The sequence below is a fragment of the Amycolatopsis sp. lyj-112 genome (genome assembly GCF_046549055.1).
Taxonomy (GTDB): Bacteria; Actinomycetota; Actinomycetes; order Mycobacteriales; family Pseudonocardiaceae; genus Amycolatopsis.
Map to the genome: position 1 here is coordinate 444719 of NZ_JAJPWS010000001.1, position 18928 is coordinate 463646.

Annotated in this window: 18 protein-coding genes and 1 tRNA gene; 8 read left to right on the forward strand and 11 right to left on the reverse strand. The window is 69.1% G+C overall.

The features are described from left to right. Window positions 1–36: 36 nt before the first annotated feature. The 6 genes from ACLJRL_RS02130 to ACLJRL_RS02155 all read right to left on the reverse strand — a co-directional run bounded on the left by ACLJRL_RS02130 (window position 37) and on the right by ACLJRL_RS02155 (window position 5786). Entirely contained in the window at window positions 37–498 is a 462-nt protein-coding gene (locus ACLJRL_RS02130) for a (2Fe-2S)-binding protein (RefSeq protein ID WP_410654264.1), read from the reverse strand. Beyond that, on the reverse strand, window positions 495–1361 hold the full coding sequence (locus tag ACLJRL_RS02135; RefSeq protein ID WP_410654265.1) for an FAD binding domain-containing protein: 867 nt from the start codon (window positions 1359–1361) through the stop codon (window positions 495–497). Before ACLJRL_RS02135 ends, ACLJRL_RS02130 begins: the two co-directional genes overlap by 4 nt. After that, on the reverse strand, window positions 1358–3721 hold the full coding sequence (locus ACLJRL_RS02140) for a xanthine dehydrogenase family protein molybdopterin-binding subunit (protein ID WP_410654266.1): 2364 nt from the start codon (window positions 3719–3721) through the stop codon (window positions 1358–1360). The genes ACLJRL_RS02135 and ACLJRL_RS02140 overlap by 4 nt, the downstream gene beginning before the upstream one ends. Window positions 3722–3802: 81 nt before the next feature. Next, window positions 3803–4279, reverse strand: a complete 477-nt coding sequence (locus ACLJRL_RS02145; RefSeq protein WP_410654267.1) for a DUF3237 domain-containing protein — start codon at window positions 4277–4279, stop codon at window positions 3803–3805. After that, a complete protein-coding gene (locus ACLJRL_RS02150) occupies window positions 4279–4707 on the reverse strand; it encodes an ester cyclase (protein ID WP_410654268.1) in 429 nt (142 codons plus the stop codon). The genes ACLJRL_RS02145 and ACLJRL_RS02150 overlap by 1 nt, the downstream gene beginning before the upstream one ends. 152 nt (window positions 4708–4859) lie before the next feature. Further along, complete coding sequence (locus ACLJRL_RS02155; RefSeq protein ID WP_410654269.1) at window positions 4860–5786, reverse strand: LysR family transcriptional regulator; 927 nt, start codon at window positions 5784–5786, stop codon at window positions 4860–4862. Between the two features lie 121 nt (window positions 5787–5907). Here ACLJRL_RS02155 and dnaE point away from each other — a divergent pair, with 121 nt between their 5' ends. Continuing rightward, window positions 5908–9429, forward strand: coding sequence for a DNA polymerase III subunit alpha (gene dnaE, locus ACLJRL_RS02160; RefSeq protein ID WP_410654270.1), 3522 nt, complete (start codon window positions 5908–5910; stop codon window positions 9427–9429). On the opposite strand, the gene ACLJRL_RS02165 is transcribed toward dnaE, so the two are convergent. Continuing rightward, complete coding sequence (locus tag ACLJRL_RS02165; protein WP_410654271.1) at window positions 9401–9925, reverse strand: DinB family protein; 525 nt, start codon at window positions 9923–9925, stop codon at window positions 9401–9403. The genes dnaE and ACLJRL_RS02165 overlap by 29 nt on opposite strands. 63 nt (window positions 9926–9988) lie before the next feature. Between ACLJRL_RS02165 and ACLJRL_RS02170 the strand changes: the two genes are divergently transcribed. From ACLJRL_RS02170 to ACLJRL_RS02190, 5 genes are all read left to right on the forward strand, one after another. Continuing rightward, complete coding sequence (locus tag ACLJRL_RS02170) at window positions 9989–10765, forward strand: aminotransferase class IV family protein (protein ID WP_410654272.1); 777 nt, start codon at window positions 9989–9991, stop codon at window positions 10763–10765. 14 nt (window positions 10766–10779) lie between these two features. Beyond that, window positions 10780–11373 (forward strand): short chain dehydrogenase, encoded by a 594-nt coding sequence (locus ACLJRL_RS02175; protein WP_410654273.1) that lies wholly within the window; start codon window positions 10780–10782, stop codon window positions 11371–11373. A gap of 250 nt (window positions 11374–11623) precedes the next feature. Then, the gene (locus ACLJRL_RS02180; protein ID WP_410654274.1) at window positions 11624–13648 is read left to right on the forward strand and encodes a HelD family protein; all 2025 of its coding nucleotides are present in this window, start codon (window positions 11624–11626) and stop codon (window positions 13646–13648) included. 33 nt (window positions 13649–13681) lie between these two features. Next, window positions 13682–14482 carry a metalloregulator ArsR/SmtB family transcription factor gene (locus tag ACLJRL_RS02185; RefSeq protein WP_410654275.1) on the forward strand — a complete coding sequence of 267 codons (801 nt, stop codon included), beginning with the start codon at window positions 13682–13684 and terminating at the stop codon, window positions 14480–14482. 2 nt (window positions 14483–14484) lie between these two features. Next, the gene (locus ACLJRL_RS02190; protein WP_410654276.1) at window positions 14485–15084 is read left to right on the forward strand and encodes a dihydrofolate reductase family protein; all 600 of its coding nucleotides are present in this window, start codon (window positions 14485–14487) and stop codon (window positions 15082–15084) included. Here the strand turns inward: ACLJRL_RS02190 and ACLJRL_RS02195 are convergent. After that, entirely contained in the window at window positions 15066–15971 is a 906-nt protein-coding gene (locus ACLJRL_RS02195) for a LysR substrate-binding domain-containing protein (protein WP_410654277.1), read from the reverse strand. The two genes, ACLJRL_RS02190 and ACLJRL_RS02195, sit on opposite strands and share 19 nt — an antisense overlap. Window positions 15972–16043: 72 nt before the next feature. Between ACLJRL_RS02195 and dapA the strand changes: the two genes are divergently transcribed. After that, window positions 16044–16958, forward strand: a complete 915-nt coding sequence (gene dapA / locus ACLJRL_RS02200) for a 4-hydroxy-tetrahydrodipicolinate synthase (protein WP_410654278.1) — start codon at window positions 16044–16046, stop codon at window positions 16956–16958. Window positions 16959–17207: 249 nt separating this feature from the next. On the opposite strand, the gene ACLJRL_RS02205 is transcribed toward dapA, so the two are convergent. Continuing rightward, window positions 17208–17281: transfer RNA gene (locus ACLJRL_RS02205), tRNA-Leu, on the reverse strand. Window positions 17282–17405: 124 nt separating this feature from the next. Between ACLJRL_RS02205 and ACLJRL_RS02210 the strand changes: the two genes are divergently transcribed. Continuing rightward, window positions 17406–17627 carry a DUF3618 domain-containing protein gene (locus tag ACLJRL_RS02210; RefSeq protein WP_410654279.1) on the forward strand — a complete coding sequence of 74 codons (222 nt, stop codon included), beginning with the start codon at window positions 17406–17408 and terminating at the stop codon, window positions 17625–17627. Between the two features lie 3 nt (window positions 17628–17630). On the opposite strand, the gene ACLJRL_RS02215 is transcribed toward ACLJRL_RS02210, so the two are convergent. Both ACLJRL_RS02215 and ACLJRL_RS02220 read right to left on the reverse strand, forming a co-directional pair. Then, window positions 17631–18050: a hypothetical protein gene (locus ACLJRL_RS02215; RefSeq protein ID WP_410654280.1), complete on the reverse strand. Its 420-nt coding sequence runs from the start codon at window positions 18048–18050 to the stop codon at window positions 17631–17633. A 233-nt stretch (window positions 18051–18283) separates the two neighbouring features. Next, window positions 18284–18883: a TetR/AcrR family transcriptional regulator gene (locus ACLJRL_RS02220; protein ID WP_410654281.1), complete on the reverse strand. Its 600-nt coding sequence runs from the start codon at window positions 18881–18883 to the stop codon at window positions 18284–18286. Window positions 18884–18928: the final 45 nt, after the last annotated feature.

An 18928-nucleotide genomic window follows, 5' to 3' on the forward strand; every position in this document is an offset into this window, starting at 1 on the left:
CGGGTCATCCAAGGAGGCGCCGCCTGAAAGGGTGAATCACCGGCCCGGTGCGGCGTCCCGGATCGCGTCGACGATGAACTGGTAGCCGGTGCACCGGCACAGGTTCCCCGAGATCCCCTGCCGGATCTCGGCGTCGGTCGGGTCCGGGTTCTCCTTCAGCAGTTCCGTCGCCGTCGCCAGCATCCCGGGCGTGCAGAAGCCGCACTGCAGGCCGTGGTGTTTCCGGAACGACTCCTGCAGCGGATGCAGCTCGCCGTCCGAGGCCAGTCCCTCGATGGTGACGATCTCCGCACCGTCCACCTGGACGGCGAGCAGGCAGCACGAGCGCGCGCTGGCGCCGTCGAGGGTGATGGTGCACGAGCCGCACACGCCGTGTTCACAGCCGAGGTGCACACCGGTGAAACCCAGGTCCTGGCGCAGGAAATCGGCCAGTGTCCGCCGCGGCTCGCAGTCCGCGCTGTAGGTTCGCCCGTTCACCGTCAGGGTGACCGTGATCATGCGCCCTCCTTCGCTCGCGTGATCGCCCGCCGTGTGAGGACCGCGGCCATTTCGCGGCGGTAGCCGGCCGGGGCGTGGAGGTCTTCGGGCGGGTCGGTGGCGGCGGCGGCCAGTTCGGCCGCCGCGGCGATCGCGTCGGCTGTCAGGGCGTTTCCGATGAGCGATTCCTCGGCGGCGGTGGCCCGGATCGGCGTCGGGCCGGCGCCCGCGACGGCGATCCGCGCGGCGGTGCAGGTGTCGCCGGACAGCGTGACGGTGGCGAAAACGGCGACCAGCGCGAGGTCCCGGCTCCGACGGCTCAGTTCTTCGACGGCGCAGCCAGACCGGAGCGTTGGTTCCGGACGACTCAGCGGTACCGAAATCCGGGTGAGCAGTTCGCCGGGACCCAGCGCCGTTCGGTGCGGGCCGAGGAAGAAGTCCCGGGCCGCGACGACCCGCTCGCCGCCGTTGCCGTGGACGGCGAACTCGGCGTCGAGCGCGAGCATCACCGCGGGCAGTTCGGCGGCCGGGTCGGCGTGCGCGAGGCTACCGCCGATCGTGCCGCGGTTCCGGATCGCCACGTGCCCCACGTAGCCGAGCGCCTCGGCGAGCAACGGGACTTGGGAACGCACGACTTCGGCGGTCTCGACGATGCGATGCCGGGTCAGCGCGCCGATCTCCAGCAGTCCGTTCTTCCGGCGGAGAAAGGAAAGCCCGCCGACGCGGTTGATGTCGACCAGCAGCGACGGCCTGGCCTGCCGCAGGTTCAGCAGCGGCACCAGGCTCTGCCCTCCGGCCAGCACCTGCGCACCGGGGGTGCCCAGCGCCTCGACGGCCTCGTCGAGCGACGCGGCTCGAAGGTAGGAGAACGGCGCGGCCTTCATCGCGTCGCTCCCCGCTTCATCGCGGCCAGCAGCCGGGGCGGCGTGATCGGCAGTGAGGTGATGTCGATGCCGTACTCGGGCAGCGCGTCCTCGACGGCGTGCGCGATCGCCGCGCCGCCGCCGATCACGCCCGCTTCCCCCATTCCCTTGAAACCGCCGGGAATATGCTCGGCGGGCGTCGCCATATGCGACACGGAGAACGGCGGGATCTCGGTCGCGCCGGGCAGCAGGTAGCCGGTGAACGACGTCGTCTCCATCCGGCCGTCGGCGCCGTAGACCAGCTCTTCGTAGAGCGCGCCGCCGATCGCCTGTGCCGCACCGCCGTGCAACTGCCCGTCCACGATGAGCGGGTTGATCACGGTGCCGCAGTCGTGCGCGATCAGGTAGTCCAGCAGCGTCACGACGCCGGTTTCCCGGTCGACTTCGGCGAGCACGGCGGTGCAGCCGAACGAGGTCGCGACGTTCACCGGGTCGTAGACCTCGCGTTCCTCCAGCGTCGGTGTCTCGTCTTCGGGCCACACCCCGTTGAGTCGCCGGTACGCCGCGTCGCCGATCGCGGCCAGCGTGATCTCCTTGCCCGGCACGCCCTTGACCGAGATGACGCCGTCCTCAAGGGACAGATCGTCGGGCGAGACTTCCAGCAGATGACCGGCGACCCGCAGGACCTTGGCCCGCAGCCGGGACGACGCGTTCAGCACCGCCGCGCCGCCGACGGCCGCCCCGCGGCTCGCCGCCGTCCCGTAGCCGGTGTACGGGCAGCTGTCCGTGTCACCGGACAGCACGGTGACATGATCGAGCGGGACGCCGAGCGTCTGCGCGGCCACCTGCGCCAGCGTCGTGTGGATACCCTGCCCGATCGCGGACAGTCCGGTGTGGACGGTCACGTGCCCGGTGGAATCGACCCGCACGACCTCTTCGTCGAAACCGGAATGCCCCAGCCCGGCCATGTTGATGATCCGGCTCGGCCCGAAGCCGGTCAGCTCGTTGTGGAACGAGTACCCGATCCCGACGGCGGAACCCCTTGACCTGGCCTCAGTCTGACGCTCTGCCCAGCCGGCCTTCTCGACGGCCTTCAGGCAGAGGTCGAGGCACTCTTCGTAGCGGCCGCTGTCGTAGACGAACACCGGGCTCTGGTACGGAAACGCCTCGGGCGGGATGAAGTTCTTGCGCCGCACCGCGTGCGCGTCGATGCCGAGGCGTTTCGCCAGCTGCTCGACGAGATGTTCGTGCACGAAGTTCGCCTTGGGCAGCCCGTAGCCGCGATACGACCCGTAGGGCGACCGGTTCGTCATCACGGCGACGAGGCTCAGTTCGACGTTCGGGATGGCGTACGGCCCGGTCAGCAGCGACGTGGTCGTCCAGCACGGGCTCGGCCCGACGGTGCCGAGCACTCCGCCGAGCACGCCGTACACCGTCGCGCGGAGCCCGGTGATCGTCCCGTCGTGCTTGGCGGCCAGTGCGACGTCGATCTTCTGCTCGCGCGAGTGCGCGTTGGCGACGAAGCTCTCCGCGCGGTCTTCGATGAGCTTCACCGGTTTCCCGGTGCGCCGCGAGAGGATCGACGCCACGACCTCCTCGCCGTAGAAGTCGAACTTGTTCCCGAACCCGCCGCCGACGTCCGGGGTGCGCACGCGGATCCGGTCCATCGAAAGCCCGAAGACCTCACCGAACAGTTCCCGCGCGAGGTTGGGGGCCTGGGTCGCGAGCCAGACGTCGAGCCGGTCGGTGAACGGATCCCAGGTCGCCACCACGCCGCGCGTTTCGATCGGTGTGCCCATCTGGCGGGCGAAGCGGAACGACTCGGTGAGCACGACGTCGGCCGCGGCGAACGCGGCGGCCGTGTCACCCATCGGGACCATGCCGGTGCCGGCGATGTTGTCCGGCCAGTCTTCGTAGAGCTTGGGCGCGCCGTCCGCGAGCGCCTGTTCGAGCGTGCTGACGAAAGGGAGTTCCTCGTACTCGACCTCGATCAGTTCGAGCGCGTCTTCGGCGGTCGCGCGGTCCTTCGCCGCGACCGCCGCCACGCCCTGGCCGGGATAGAGCACCTTGCCGACGGCCAGCGCGTAGTGCTCGGGCACCCGCATACCGGGGAGACTCGCCCAGATCACCGGTTGCGGCGCCTTCACTCTCGCCCGCACGTCTTCGCCGGTGATCACGGCGAAAACCCCGGGATGCGCGTTCGCCGCGGCGACGTCGATACGCACGATCCGCGCGTGCGGCAACGGACTCCGGAGGACCGCGGCCTCCAGCATCCCCGGCAGCCGGACGTCGTCGATGTACTGCGCGCGACCGGTGAGCAGGCGGACATCCTCCTGCCGCGTGACCCTCGCGCCGATCAGTCCGCCCCCGACGTCGGTCATCGCGCCTCCCCGCTCGATGACCCCACCTTTCCGCATCGGCGCCCTCGCGCGCATCGTGCACATGGGTCACCCCTGAGAAAGTCAGAGGATTCGCGCGACCCGGTAGGCGACCCCGCCTTCGACCAGGTAGCCCGAGCCGACGCCGACGACGTCGTTCAACCAGGCGTAGCGCTCGGACCCGGTTTCGAAGAGCGGAGTGGTCCGGAAGTAGTACCTGGCCGGGTCGACGAGGTGCCGGGTCGCGGGGTCGGCGACTTCGGCGCGGATCTCGGGCGGGATGGTCCAGCGGCCGCCGTAGGTCATGTGCACCAGCGCGCCGTCGTCGGTGCGCAGGGTCAGCCGGACGTCGAGCGTCATCGTGCCGTCCGGCCGGAACGTCGCCCAGTCGCCGCCGTTCGGCAGGACCTCGCCGCGGAGTTCCGGGCCTTCGAACGAGCCGCCCACGGCGCCGAAGAACACGCGGCCACCGCCGAAGTCCAGGCGCGGCGCGAGGTCGACGACGACGTCGAAGAGGAGTTCCGTGCGGACGTCGCCGACGTCCTTCACGCGCGTGGTCATTAGCCGAACACCTTTCGTCGGACGGCGTCGGTCGAGACGCCGGATTGGTGACAGAGCGCGGAAAGATCGAAGAAGAACCGTTCGGAGGCGATGAGGCCGTCCGCGAAGGTGAACTGGATGAAGACGGGCAGTTCGGCGCGTTCGCCGGTGGGCACGACGCCGAACCGGTCGCCGGTCATGGTCATCCGCGCGGTGCCCCAGCAGACCAGTGTCGCGCCGTCGTCCGCGTGACCGTCCAGGGTGACGTCGTAGTCGGGGAAGGACGCGAAGAAGCGCTTGAGCGCCCGCTCGTTCTCGGCCCGTCCCTTCGCCGTCGTGCCGAAGGCCGGGGTCTCGAGAACCATGTCCGGGTGCAGCAGATCCAGTGCCGCGGGGATGTCCTGCCTGCTCTTGGCGACGGCCAAGGCCTGGGCGAGTTCGAAGGTCAAGGGGTTCCTCCAGTGGTCGTAAACTAAACGTACGATCGTTCGTACTTTTTAGCAAGGAGGTGTGGGGAGGGAGGCGGAAGTGTCATGAAAGGGACTAGCGGGACAAGATTTGTCCTGCTAGTCCCTTTCATGACACACGCGACCTACTGGGCCTACCGCATCGCCGCCCGGTCCGCCGCCGGCAGCCACTGCCGCACCGGATCGAACGCCCGGTACCCGGCCTGGACGTGCTCGACCAGCAGCTTCAGCGCCGGATGCCGGTTGTCGTGCCGCCACAGCAGCGAGAACGGGTACACCGGGGTCGGGTCGAAGAGCGGGATCTGGACGACGTCCGGGTGCCACGGAACGTGCATCTTCTCGCCGACGAAACCCATGCGGTCCTTCGATCGGCTGAGGACGTCGATGTGGTGCTCGAGGCCCAGGTTGGGGCCGGAGGTGTCGATCAGGATGCCGAATTCCGGGCACAGCGCCCGCCAGAAATCCGCCCACTCGCTGGCCCGCGCGGTGTAGGGCATCCACGCCGTCAGCCCGGCCAGGTCCGCCATGTCGACCCGTCGCCGCCGGGCGAGGGGGTGACGGCGTCCGACGACCAGGCGCGCGGGCTCCAGGTACGCGGGTACGCGGCCGATCGCGGGGTCGGACACGGCGGAGACGCGGGCGAAGGCGGCGTCGACGTTCGCGGGCAGGAGCGAGGACCGGTCCGCGCCCAGGCCGGGGGTGACGAGTTCCAGGTCGGTGTCGTGGTCGGAGAGGAACGCCCTGATCACCTCCATGGTGGCCAGGCGCGTGCCGAGGACGTCGACACGCAGCGGACGGCGCCTGCCCTGGAGTTGCTCGACAGCCTGATCCGCCAGGCCGATCAGCGCCCGCGCGTGCTTGAGGAACTCCTGGCCGTCTTCGGTCGGCTCGGCTCCGCCGCGCGTCCGCGAAAGCAGCGTCACGCCGAGGTCCGCTTCCAGTTTCGCGATCCGCTTGGAGACCGCCTGCTGGCTCACCTCCAGCCGGATCGCCGCGTCGCCGAAGTACCGGTCGTCGGCGACCGCGACGAACGCGCGGACAGCGCCGAGGTCGAGCTCCATTTGTCCTCTTTCCACAACCTGTGGTTGTCGGATGCCGCGTGTCGCTTGTTGGACAACTCCTGTGCGCCTTGGGTCCAATCGCCGCGTCGGATCAGGATCGTACAACCATGGGGAGTGGACGGTGGACTCCTTCGTGCACCTGCACGTTCATACCGAGTACTCGATGCTCGACGGCGCCGCCAAGATCGCGCCGCTGTTCGCCGAGGCCCGGCGGCTCGGGATGCCCGCGGTGGGCATGACCGACCACGGGAACATGTACGGCGCCGACGAGTTCTACCGGCAGGCGGTCGAGCACGGGCTCAAGCCGGTGATCGGCATCGAGGCGTATCTGGCGCCGGAATCGCGCTTCCACAAGAAGCCGGTGCTCTGGGGGCGGCGGGGCGAAGGCGGAGACGTCGCCGGTGGCGGTGCCTACACGCATATGACGATGCTCGCGGAGAACGCGACCGGATTGCGCAATCTGTTCCGACTGTCCTCTTCGGCCAGTCTGGAGGGCTACTACCGCAAGCCCAGGATGGACCGCGAACTGCTCGCCCGTCACCACGAAGGGATCATCGCCACCACCGGTTGCCCGTCCGGCGAGGTGCAGACCCGGCTCCGGCTCGGCCAGCCGGAGGAGGCACTCCAGGCCGCCGCGGACTACCGGGACATCTTCGGTGCGGACGACTTCTTCCTGGAGCTGATGGACCACGGGCTGCCGATCGAACGGTCGGTACGCGCGGGCCTGCTGGACATCGGACGTCGTCTCAAACTGAAACCGGTGGCCACCAACGACTCGCACTACGTCACTCAAGACCAGTCGGCCACGCATTCGGCGCTGCTGTGCGTGCAGTCCGGGAAGACCCTCGGCGACCCGAACCGGTTCAAGTTCGACGGCGACGGCTATTACCTCAAGTCCGCGCAGGACATGCGCCGCTATTGGGACGCCGAAGTCCCGGGCGCGGCGGATTCCACTTTGGACATCGCCGAGCGGGTGGAGTCCTACGACGACGTCTACCGGCACAGTGACCGGATGCCCGTCTTCGCCGTCCCCGAAGGGCACGACGAGGCTTCCTGGCTGCGCAAGGAGGTCCTCGACGGTCTCCGACGGCGGCTCCCGGACGGCGTTCCGGAGAGCTACCTCCACCGCGCCGACTTCGAAATCGGTGTGATCATCGAGAAGGGCTTCCCGGCGTACTTCCTGATCACCGCTGACCTGATGAACCACGCCCGCCGGGTCGGCATCCGGGTCGGCCCGGGGCGAGGGTCGGCGGCGGGTTCGCTGGTCGCCTACGCGCTCGGCATCACCAACCTGGACCCGATCGACCTCGGGCTGCTCTTCGAGCGGTTCCTCAACCCGGAACGCGTCTCGATGCCGGACATCGACATGGACTTCGACGACCGGCGGCGCGGCGAGATGATCCGGTACGCCACCGAGAAGTACGGCTCGGACCATGTCGCGCAGGTGATCACCTTCGGCACCATCAAGACCAAGGCGGCCATCAAGGACTCCGCCCGGGTCCACTATGGACAAAGCGGTTACGCGATCGCGGACCGGATCTCCAAGGCGCTGCCGCCGCCTGTCGCCGCGAAGGACATCCCGCTCGCCGGTATCGTCGAGCCGAAGCACGAACGCTACGCCGAGGCGGCGGAGGTTCGCGCGCTGCTGGAGAGCGACGGGGAGGTCGCCAAGATCTTCGAAACCGCCCGCGGTCTCGAAGGACTGATCCGCAACGCGGGGGTGCACGCCTGCGCGGTGATCATGTCGAGCGAGCCGCTGCTCGACGCGATCCCGTTGTGGCGCCGGGACGACGGCGCGATCATCACCGGCTGGGACTATCCCTCGTGCGAGGCCATCGGTCTGCTGAAGATGGACTTCCTCGGCCTGCGCAACCTCACCGTCATCGGCGACGCGCTGGACAACATCAAGGCCAACCGCGGTGAGGACATCGACCTCGACACGCTCGGCGTCGACGACCCGGCGACCTACGAACTGCTCGCCCGCGGCGACAGCCTCGGCGTGTTCCAGCTCGACGGCGGGGCGATGCGGGATCTGTTGCGCCGCCTGCGCCCGACCGGGTTCGGCGACATCATCGCGGTGAACGCGCTCTACCGGCCCGGCCCGATCGCGATGAACACGCACAACAACTACGCGGATCGCAAGAACGGCAGGCAGCCGATCGAGTCGATCCATCCGGATCTGGCCGGGCCGCTGCGCGAGATCCTGGCCGAGACCCACGGCCTGATCGTGTACCAGGAACAGATCATGCAGATCGCCCGTGACGTCGCCGGCTATTCGATGGGCCGCGCCGACGTGCTGCGCAAGGCGATGGGCAAGAAGAAGAAAGAGGTGCTGGAGAAGGAGTTCGAGGGCTTCCGCGACGGGATGGTCGCCAACGGCTTCTCCCGTGAGGCGGTGCGAGCACTCTGGGACGCGATCCTCCCGTTCGCGGGGTACGCGTTCAACAAATCCCACGCCGCCGGATACGGCCTGGTCGGCTACTGGACCGCCTACCTGAAGGCGAATTACCCGGCGGAGTACATGGCCGGGCTGCTGACTTCGGTGGGGGACAACAAGGACAAGTCGGCGGTCTACCTGTCGGAGTGCCGACGGCTGGGGATCAAGGTGCTGCCGCCGGACGTGAACGAGTCGGGCCTGCGGTTCTCTGCGGTGGGGGACGCGATCCGGTTCGGGCTGGGCGCGGTGCGCAACGTCGGCGCGAACGTCGTCGAAACGATCATCGCGACGAGGCAGGAGAAGGGCCGGTACTCGTCGTTCGCCGACTTCCTCGGCAAGTCCGAACTCCTGGCCTGCAACAAACGTCTCATCGAGTCGCTGGCCAAGGCGGGCGGATTCGACTCGCTCGGGCACACGCGGCTCTCGATCCTGCAGGTGCACGAGGACGCGGTGGACGCCGTGGTTCCGTTGAAGCGTAAGCAGGCGATGGGCCAGTTCGACCTCTTCGGTTCGGGCGAGAAGGCCGAAGAGTCCGCTTCACCGCTGGCACATTTGAAGTTCGGCGTCCAAGAGTGGCCGCGCAAGGAACTTCTGACCTACGAAAGGGAAATGCTCGGGCTGTACGTCTCGGCGCATCCGCTGGACGGCGCCGAACGGATCCTGCGCAAGCACGCGCCCCGCCCGATCGCGGCGATCCTCGACAACCCGCCCAAGGAAGGGGAACTGATCGTTTCCGGGCTCATCACCTCTCTGGAGCGCCGGGTGAACAAGAAGGGCGAGCCGTGGGCCATCTGCACGATCGAGGACATGGACGCGTCGCTGGAAGTCCTCTTCTTTCCCAAGGCCTATGCCCTGTTCGTGACGGATCTGGTGGAGGACAACGCCGTCCGCGTCAGCGGCCGGGTGAACTGGCGGGAGGACAAGATGTCGGTCTTCGGTGGCGGCCTGGTCTCGGTGGACCTTTCCACGGCGGGCGACGGGGAACCGCCCTTGCTGCTGCACGCTGTCGCGGAGAAACTGACCGAGGACGCGGTCCTGGAACTGAAGCGGACTTTGCTGGCGCACCAAGGAGATACCCCGGTCCGGTTGAGGCTCGGTGGAGCACTGTACGCGCTAGACGACTATCCGGTCGCCGTCACTTCGATGCTTCTGGGGGAGCTGAAGTCCGTTCCCGGCATCACGCCGCGCTCTGGCGCACCAACCTGAGCTGGCCGATCTCGGAGACGTTCTTCATCAGCTCGGCGTTCACCCAGGCGACCGTGTGCGCGAAGGTCAGTTCGGCCTCCTTGTCCCACGGGTAGGCCGAAGGTGCGTCCAGTTCGGCGTCGGTGAGCCGCTCCAGCACGGACAGCCATTCTTCGCGAAGGCCGCGCAACCACTCGATGGCGGCCTGCCCGTCGCCGGGCCAGGTGACCTCCTCGCGCTCTCGCGGTGTCCGCTGGTTCGCGTGGTCGAGGGCGACGCTCCACCACCAGCCGATATGCCAGGTGAGCCAGGCGATGGTGGGGACCGGGATCGGATCGGGTTCGGTGTCGGCGAAATCGGGGATCCAGGCGCCGGTTTCGTCCTGGCGCACCGTCCAGCAAAGCGCTGAGGGCTCCCAAAGGAAGTCTTCGGGTTTCAGCTCGGCCAGGTGGAATTCGAACAAGGACCAGGTGAGGTCGAACTGCCAGCGCAGCAGTTCGGGGCGCGATGCGGACATCGGCGGATCCTGCCGTGCGGCCGTCGCGCTCGCAACCGGATTTGTGATCACTACGGTGAAGGGATGAGTTCCTTTGTCGCGCAGCGAAACGGCCGGGCTGCGACGGCCGAAGACCTGGCGCCCCTCGCGTTCGCGGGCTTCGCCCACTTCACGGCCATGCAGGTGCGTGGCGGCCGGGTCCGCGGTCTCGACCTCCACCTGGACCGGCTCCGGACCGCCTCGGTGGACCTGTTCGGCCGCGCCTTGCCCGACGACCTCGTCCGCTCCTACCTGCGGACGGCGCTGGAGTCCGGCCCCGCGGACGTTTCCCTGACCGCCACGGTCCACCTGTCTCAGGGCGAGCCCGAGGTCCTGGTCCGCACGAGGCCTCCCGCGTCCGGTCCGGAAGGCCCGCTGGCGCTGACCGCCGTCGAGCACGAGCGTTTCCTTCCCGCGATCAAGCACGTCGGCGAGGCGGCCAAGACGTACTTCCGCCGCGCGGCCGCCGGTGAAGGTCGCGACGACGCGGCGTTCGTCGACCGCCGGGGCAGGCTCAGTGAAGCGACGATCTGGAACCTGGCCTTCTGGGACGGCGATACGGTGCTGTGGCCCGACGCGGATCTCCTGCGAGGCACCACGATGGGCATCGTGCGACGGCGGCTGGGGACGCTCGGCGTCTCGCAGCGCGTCCAGGAGATCACCCTCGCCGATCTGCCGGGGCTCCGCGGCGCGGTAGTGATGAACTCGTGGACACCGGGGATCGCGGTGAGCCGGATCGGGCCGGCGCCGTTGCCGGAAGCACCGTCCTTTGTGGCCTCGCTGCATCAGGCTTACGAATCAGAACCCCTTACCCACCCGTGAAAGGACCAACACTGATGAAGATCCTCGTGATCGGAGCCACCGGCACCATCGGGGCCGCCGTCTCCGGAGCGCTCACCGCGCGGGGGCATGAGGTGATCCCCGCGTCCCGCTCCGGAAAGTTCCCAGTGGACGTCGAGAAACCCGGCACCGTCGACGCGCTGTTCGACGCCGAACCGGGGATCGAGCATGTCGTGTGCTGCGCGGGGAGCGGCTCGCTCGTCCCGGTCGACGGCGGCACCGATGAGGACTTCGTCCAGGGCCTGCAAGGGAAGCTGCTCGGCCAGGTGTTCCTGCTGCGGCACGCGATCCCGCGTCTGCCGGACGGCGGCTCGGTTACGCTGACCGCGGGCAGGATCCCGGAAACGTTGCGTGGCAGCGCCTTCGGTGTGCTGACCAACGCCGGCCTCGAAGCCTTCGTCGCCGCTGCCGCCCGCGAACTGCCGCGCGGTCTGCGGGTCAACGTCGTCAGCCCGGGCTGGGTGAGCGAGACGCTGGCCGCGCTCGGGGAGCCGGAAGGCGGCACCCCGGTGGCGGAGGTCGCGCGCGGCTATGTCGAGGCCGTCGAGACCACGGGCTTGTCCGGTCGGACGCTGACGCCCGGAAACTGAAAGTGGACACAGTGTTCACTTAGGAGAAGGCTTCGATGACCCCGCTGCACTCGGTCGAGGCGATGCACCGGCAGGCCACCGCGGTCTCACCGAACGGCGAGTTCACCTACGCCGCGGACAGCGCGATGATCGAACGGGCCCGGGGCTCAAAGTGCGGGGGATCGCCTGCTCGGCGCGGTGAAGGACATCACCGGCTGAGACGGCTCGAAAGAACAAGACTGTTCTTCCCCGGCGTATCCCTGCACCCTCGATGCCACTGGTCACCGATTCGCAGGGGAGCACTGGTTTGACCGGCAGTGAGATCGACATCGAGCAGGACCACCTGGCGGCCTTGTACGCCGAGGTGGACGACTTGCGGGCCCAAGCTGTCGCGAGCGGCCGGGAGGAGGCGCCCTTCTGGCAGGCGGAATCCGCCCGGCTGGAAGCCGCGGAACACGGGCTGTGCTTCGGACGGCTGGACCTGCTCGACGGCCGTCGCGTGTACGTCGGGCGGCTGGGGCTTTTCCGGGACGGGCAGGACGAACCGCTGCTGCTGGACTGGCGCGCGCCGGCGGCCCGGCCGTTCTACACCGCGACGCCGGTCGCTCCCGACGGCGTCCGGCGACGGCGTCGGATCACCACGCGGGGGCGGAAGGTAGTCGCGCTCGACGACGAGTTGCTCGACGCCGCCCTCGCCGAGGATCACCTGGTCGGGGACGCCGCCTTGCTGGCGGCGCTGACCGAGGACCGCACCGGGCGGATGCGGGACATCGTGACCACGCTGCAGGCCGAACAGGACCGGATCGTCCGCGACGAGGACCCCGGTGTGCTCGTCGTCCAGGGTGGTCCGGGCACCGGCAAGACGGCCGTCGCCCTGCACCGGCTCGCGTATCTGCTCTACGTCTCGCCGAACCTCCGTGCCCGCGGTGTGCTGGTCGTCGGGCCCAGCCGGCTCTTTCTGGACTACATCGGCCAGGTCCTGCCCGGCCTCGGCGAGCACACCGTCGTGACGGCGACCATCGCCGACCTGGTGCCCGGCGTCGTCGCGACCCGGCCCGAGACCGACGCGCTCAAGGGGGCGGCCGAGATGGCCGACCGGGTGGCCGACGCGGTGCGGGCACGGGTGTCGACGCCCGAAGAGGCCGTCGAATTCGAGTTCGAGCGGCAGACGCTGCGGCTGGACCCGCAGATCTGGCGTGCCGCGGTGCGGACGGCCAGGAAGGCGGGGCTCCCGCACAACCAGGCCCGGCTGGTCTTCCAGCGGGAGATCGTCACCACGCTCGTGCGCCGCCAGATCGAGAGCATGGAAGCGGTGGTGCTCTCCGAGGACGGCGAAGCGCTCGACGGCGGAAGCGTCGACGGGCGGCTCGGCGAGGCCGACCTGCGGGCGCTGGCGGCCGCGGGCGTCGTCGTGGGTCCCGGCGATCAGGACGGTCCGCGAACGCTGCTCGACGACGCCGACACGGCTCTCCTGCGGGACACGCTGTCCGCCGATGACCGCGTCCAGGCCGCCCTGGACGCCGTCTGGCCATCGCTGTCTTCGGAGGACGTGGTGGCCGATCTGGTCGGCACACGGGAGTGGAGCGTCGCGGACGTCCCGCTGCTGGACGAGGCCGCCGCGCTGATCGACGGCGGCCAGGCCACGGCGACGTTCGGGCACGTGGTCGTCGACGAAGCGCAGGAACTGTCCGCCATGGCGTGGCGGATGCTGATGCGCCGGTGCCCGGCCAAGTCGATGACCGTCGTCGGGGACCTCGCCCAGACCGGCGACCTCGCCGGAGCCTCGTCCTGGGACGGCGTGCTGCGGCCGCACCTGGGCGAGCGATGGCGGCGGACGGAACTGACCGTCAACTACCGCACCCCGGCGGAGATCATGACCGCGACCGCCGATCTGCTCGCCGCGCACCATCCCGGGCTGCGGCCACCGCGCTCGGTCCGCCGCACCGGCGAGCCGCCTTGGCGCTTGCGGGCGGACCTCGCCGAACTTCCGCGAATCATCGCCCACCTCGCCGGGACCTGGGCCGACGGCCAAATGGCGGTCATCGCGCCGCCGTCACTCGTCGGCAAGCCACCCGAGATGACCGATCCGGTGGTGACGCTGACCGCCCGCCAGGCCAAGGGGCTGGAGTTCGACTCGGTGCTGATCGTCGATCCGGCGGCGATCCTCGCCGGGCCGCTGGGCCACAACGACCTGTACGTCGCGATGACCAGGGCCACTCGCCGGTTAGGCGTCGTCCATCCCGGGCTGCCGCCTGCCGAACTCGACGGCATCAAGGAAGCCCAAGATATTCCTTGACAAGAATATTCTTGAAAGTGAATACTTTGGGACATGGAGCAGATCGCGGCAGCACTGGGAGACGGGGCGCGGTGGCGCATCGTCGAGTTGCTCGCCGAGCGGCCCCGGTCGGTCGGCGAACTGGCCGAGCTGACCGGCCTGCGACAGCCGCAGACCACCAAGCACCTCCAGACCCTCGCCCGCGTCGGTCTCGTGACGGTCTTCCCGCTCGGGCAACGTCGCGTCTACGCGATCGAGGGGGCGCCGCTGAAGAGCCTCGAAGGCCGGCTGAGGGAGCTTGCCGAGACCATCGAGGCGAACCACGGCGAGCGTGACGTCCTCGCTCGCTACCGCGCCTCGATCGAAGCGGACTCCGCGGCCGCGGACCGGGAACGGTGGGCGGACGGGCGGAGCTTCTCGTTCGACCGGCTGCTCGCCGCGCCCCGGGACGTCGTCTGGCGGCAGTGGACCGACCCGGACCTGCTCACCTCGTGGTGGGCGCCGCCGTCGATGACCGTCACCGACTGCGCCATCGAACCGTGGCCGGGTGGACGGGCCGTTCTCGACTACCGCGACGCCGAGGGGTGGTATCGCTCCGCGGGAAAGGTCCACGCCGCGACGGAACCCGAACACCTCGAGTTCGACCTTTCGGTGCTGGACAAGGCGGGCGCGGTCTCGTTCACCGGTCATTACGACCTGTCCCTCGCCGAGGCGCCGGACGGGACCCGGCTCCGGCTCGAACTTCGCATCACCGAAACGACCGTCGAGGCCGTCCCCTTCATCGCCGGGATCGAAACCGGCTGGGGCCAGGTGCTCGACAACCTCGCAGCCCGACTCACTGACCCGAAGGAATGATCATGACCGGCTCGGCCGATCGCAGAGTCACCGCGAACATCAGCCTCAGCCTCGACGGCCACTACAGCGGACCCGGCGGGCCCGGCGACATGGGCGCGATCGTTTCGTACGCCACCACCGACGTCGCCCGTGGTCACCTCGCCCGCATCCACGAGAACGCGACGACGGCGGTGCTCGGCAGGCTGAACGCCCAGGGATTCCTCGGCTTCTGGCCGACGGTCGCCGCCGACGAGAACGCCGACCCGCGTGATCGCGGCTACGCGAAATGGCTGACCGACGCGGAAAAGGTGGTCTTCTCGACGACCTTGACCGAGTCGCCGTGGGACCGCACCCGCGTCGTGAACGCCCCCGCGGCGGAGGTCATCGCCGGCCTCAAGGCGGACGGCGAGGGCGAGATCCTGGTCAACAGCAGCGCCAGCGTCATCAAGGATCTGCTCGCCGCCGACCTGATCGACCGGCTGTACCTGATGATCTGCCCCGAGATCACCGGCGGCGGCCGGCGGCTGTTCGTCGACGGCCTGCCGGCTTCGAAGTGGAAGCTGACGCACCACGAAACCGGCGAACTGGGCGAGATGGCCGTGGTCTACGACCGCGTGCGCTGAGCGCTCAGTTCCGTGAGCACCGCCCGGATCGAGGGGCTCGTCTCGGCGCTGCGCCGCCACGCCGCGTGCACTTCGCGCTTCGGTTGCCGCCGCAGCGTCCTGGAGACAAGCCCCTCGCTCAAGGGCGGGCGGGCGAGCCGGGGGATCAGGGCGACGACCTCGCCCGAGGCGACCAGCGAAAGCTGCGTGGCGAAGTCGTCGACCAGATGGCGGACGTCGGGCTCTTCGGGCAGGTCCGCGAACAGCCGCCGGAACCACTGGTGGCACACCGTTCCGGGCGGGCTGGTCACCCAGGCGTGGCCGGCCAGGTCGGCGCCGGTGAGCGGCCGGTCGAGTTCCGCGAGCGGATGCGTCCGATGCACCACGACGTCGCCGACGTCGGTGTGCACCGGCCGCCGGGTCAGGGCCGGGGGAAGCGGAGCCGGCAGCCCGTCCGCGTCGTGGACGAGGGCGAGGTCGGCGGTACCGGCCTCGACGCCGCGGAGGGCTTCGTCGGGATCCTGCTCGGTGATCCGCACGCGGAGATCCGGGCAGCTCACCGCCAGCCGCGGGACGAGGGGCGCGAGCAGGCCGCGGATGCCGGTCGAGAAGGCGGCCACGCGGAGCACGCCTCGTGGCGCTCCGTCCGAGACCGACCGGGCCGCCTCGGCGCAGCGCTCCAGCGCCTGGAACACCTCCGGCGCCGAGTCGACGATGGCCTGCCCGGCCGGAGTGAGCACGACCCCGCGGCCGGCCTGCGCGAGCACGGGCACGCCGACCTGGCGTTCCAGCCGTTTGATCTGCTGAGACACCGCCGACGCCGTGAACCCGAGCTCGTCGGCCGCCCGCGCCAGCGTCCCGAGCGCCGCCACCGACCGTAACGCGCGCAAAGCCCCGACCTCGATCATGAAGCCAGGCTACGCATTATCGGGAAGAAAGCATCGCTGGACCACGGTAATCGACGTCGGCAGGATCGCAGCATGACCGACTCGCTCTTTGGCTCCAACCTCGTCGCGATGGTGACCCCGATGAGGCCCGATCGCACGATCAGCCAACCGGGGCTCGCGGGCCTCGTCGACCACCTGCTGAACACGGGATGCGACGGCCTCGTCGTCGGCGGGACCACCGGCGAGGCGCCCACCCTGACCGAGGCCGAGTCGGTCCGGCTCGTCCGCGCCGTGGCGGCCCGGACACAGGGCCGCGCCAAGGTGATCGCCGGGATCGGCACCTACGACACGGCCTCCAGCATCCGCCGGGCGCGCGAAGCCGAGGCCGCCGGCGCCGACGCACTGCTGCTCGTCTGCCCGTACTACTCGAGGCCGACCCAGGCCGGGGTCGTGGCGCATAGCGTGGCCGTCGCCGACGCCACCGAACTGCCCGTGATGCTCTACGACGTCCCCGCGCGCACGGGAATCTCGATGGAGGCGGCCACGCTGATCGAGCTCGCCGGTCATCCCCGGATCCGCGCGGTCAAAGACGCGAAGGGCGACCTCTTCGAAGCGATGTCCGTCATGGCCCGCACCTCGCTGGCCTACTACTGCGGCATCGACGAGCTCAACCTGCCCTACCTCGCGTGTGGCGCGACCGGGCTGGTCAGCGTCGTCGGCAACGCCTTCGCCGACCGCAACGCCGCGCTCATCCGCGCCGTCCGCGGTGGCGACCTCGGCTCGGCCCAGGCGATCCAGAACGCGCTGCTCCCGCTGGCGGACGCCGTCATGCGGACGTCGCAAGGCGCGATCATGGCGAAGGCGGCGCTGGCGGAGCTGGGGATCATCCCGCACGCGACGGTGCGGCTTCCACTGGTGGAGTCGCCGATGCCGCATCTCGCGCGGCTGCGGGACGCCCTCGGTGACCGGGTCGGCCCTGAGCTGATCGCGGCCGGTGCCGGCTCGTGAGCGGCGATTCGGGCACCTACCGCGGGTGGCGGTTTCGCGTGACTAGCGGGACGGACCAGAGCGCGTGAGGGCCACCCTCAGGGACTCAGAGTCCCTGAGGGTGGCCCTCACGTCACGCACCTGCCGAAGGCGCCCTTGAACAAGACAGGGCAGGACTCCGGCGACATTCGACCCGCCAGGTGACCGAGGGTGGGGGTCCGGGGGCGAAGCCCGCCGGGTGGGCCTGGGGCTTCGCCCCAGACAAGACTGTGGGCCCGGAGAGACTCGAACTCTCACTGGCACGGACCTAAACCGTGTGCCTCTGCCAATTGGGCTACGGGCCCCAGTACCGCCCGGAAATCGTAGCGTGCGACACGATCGGCGTTCCTCGGCGTGGCCGGTGCCGTCTCCGGGGGCATCGTCCTCTAACGTGGGGCGCCGGCAGGTACGTTGCGGCGAGGAGGACACGTGGCTCGCGATCCCGAGACCATCGAGCGTGAGATCGAGCAGGCCAGGAACGCTTTGGTCACGACGCTCGACCAGCTGGGCACGAAGGCGAACCCCGCGAAGCTGGTGGACGTCGCGAAGACCGGTCTGCGCGCGAAGCTGGACGAGCCCAAGGTGAAGTACCCGCTCATCGGCGGGGCTGTGCTGATCGGCGTGCTGCTGATCCGCAAACTCCTGAAGTAAGGCTCAGGAGCTCTGGGCCGCCTTGGCGGGCGTCTTGGCCGCCGCGGGCGGCTCGGGCTTCTCCTTGGTCTTGGCCTCGTCGACGACCTTCGGAAGCTCCTTGCCCTGGGGCACGGGAGGCTTGGCGGAGGTCTTGTCCTTGGCCTTGCCGTTGGCCGGAGGCGGGATCACGAGCGGTTCCATCTCCGGAAGGGTGAGCCTCGCCGTCATGTAGGCGGCGGTGAATTCGAGCGCACTGCCGTTGAGCAGGTGCACCACCGTCGATCGCTCCGGCGGGGAAAGTTTCTCGACCAGCTGGTCGGCGCGGTCCCTGGCCGCGATGATGCCCGGCGCGCGGCCGGTCAGTTCCTTGCCGGACCCGCTGACCGTTACCTGCCAGTCGTCGTCCTCCTGGACGTACGACGCGGTGATCGGTTCGGTCATCCGCCTCACCCCTCTCCTCGCGAACATGCGTCACTCTGTGGACTTCGACACGCCTTCGTCATGACGCCGCTTTCGGGAAGCGGCGCCCCCTCCTGACCCAGGCCGTGACTGTCCATCAGAGTTTCTACAGTGTCATCGATACAGTAGGACAACTCTGTGTCACAAGACACTGGCGGCAATGTGCACTGAGTGACGACCGAATGGCCTAATGCACGAGCATCTTCACAGTCGTTTCAGCGGGCCCTCACGGCGAGGCCGGACCACAGCACGTCCATCGCGTATCCGGTGGCCATTTCGGGGCTGACGTCCTCGTGTCGCTCACACCAGATCGCGAGCCGTTCGCACGCGCCGACGACGAACTCCGCCGACGCCTCGGCGCGCAGGTCGTCGCCCGAGTCGAAGTAGCCGCTCATGAGGGCGGCGATCAGGTCGGTCTGCTGGCGCCGGGTCTGCTCGATCTCGTCGGCCGCGCCGGTGCCGATGAGCACCATCTCGTGGCGAAGCAGCGACCAGGCCTGCCGGCGCTCCCGGATGAAGACGAAGAACGCGAGCACCCCGCGCCGGAGTGCTTCCTCGGCGGTGTCGGCGCCGACGGTGGCTCGTTCGGTGACCTCGCGCAGGGCGGCGCGCGACTGCTGGATGCAGGCCAGCAGCAGTCCCTCTTTCGAGTTGAAGTACTCGTAGAGCATCGGCTTGGAAACGCCCACACGTTCGGCGATCTCGTCCATCGACGCCGCCGTGTAGCCGCGTTCGGAGAAGACTTCTTCGGCGATTTCGATCATCTGTCGTTCGCGCTCTGCCCGGGGCATGCGTTTGCGCTTCGCCGTCGTCACCACAACACTCTACCGAAGGTAACCTACTTCGAGTAAGGTGAACTC

Bases quoted from the DNA above. Each gene is read 5' to 3' on its own strand.
- ACLJRL_RS02130 (WP_410654264.1), bottom strand. From the start codon at position 498: ATGATCACGGTCACCCTGACGGTGAACGGGCGAACCTACAGCGCGGAC.
- ACLJRL_RS02135 (WP_410654265.1), bottom strand. From the start codon at position 1,361: ATGAAGGCCGCGCCGTTCTCCTACCTTCGAGCCGCGTCGCTCGACGAG.
- ACLJRL_RS02140 (WP_410654266.1), bottom strand. From the start codon at position 3,721: ATGACCGACGTCGGGGGCGGACTGATCGGCGCGAGGGTCACGCGGCAG.
- ACLJRL_RS02145 (WP_410654267.1), bottom strand. From the start codon at position 4,279: ATGACCACGCGCGTGAAGGACGTCGGCGACGTCCGCACGGAACTCCTC.
- ACLJRL_RS02155 (WP_410654269.1), bottom strand. From the start codon at position 5,786: ATGGAGCTCGACCTCGGCGCTGTCCGCGCGTTCGTCGCGGTCGCCGAC.
- ACLJRL_RS02165 (WP_410654271.1), bottom strand. From the start codon at position 9,925: ATGTCCGCATCGCGCCCCGAACTGCTGCGCTGGCAGTTCGACCTCACC.
- ACLJRL_RS02170 (WP_410654272.1), top strand. From the start codon at position 9,989: ATGAGTTCCTTTGTCGCGCAGCGAAACGGCCGGGCTGCGACGGCCGAA.
- ACLJRL_RS02175 (WP_410654273.1), top strand. From the start codon at position 10,780: ATGAAGATCCTCGTGATCGGAGCCACCGGCACCATCGGGGCCGCCGTC.
- ACLJRL_RS02180 (WP_410654274.1), top strand. From the start codon at position 11,624: ATGCCACTGGTCACCGATTCGCAGGGGAGCACTGGTTTGACCGGCAGT.
- ACLJRL_RS02185 (WP_410654275.1), top strand. From the start codon at position 13,682: ATGGAGCAGATCGCGGCAGCACTGGGAGACGGGGCGCGGTGGCGCATC.
- ACLJRL_RS02190 (WP_410654276.1), top strand. From the start codon at position 14,485: ATGACCGGCTCGGCCGATCGCAGAGTCACCGCGAACATCAGCCTCAGC.
- ACLJRL_RS02195 (WP_410654277.1), bottom strand. From the start codon at position 15,971: ATGATCGAGGTCGGGGCTTTGCGCGCGTTACGGTCGGTGGCGGCGCTC.
- dapA (WP_410654278.1), top strand. From the start codon at position 16,044: ATGACCGACTCGCTCTTTGGCTCCAACCTCGTCGCGATGGTGACCCCG.
- ACLJRL_RS02215 (WP_410654280.1), bottom strand. From the start codon at position 18,050: ATGACCGAACCGATCACCGCGTCGTACGTCCAGGAGGACGACGACTGG.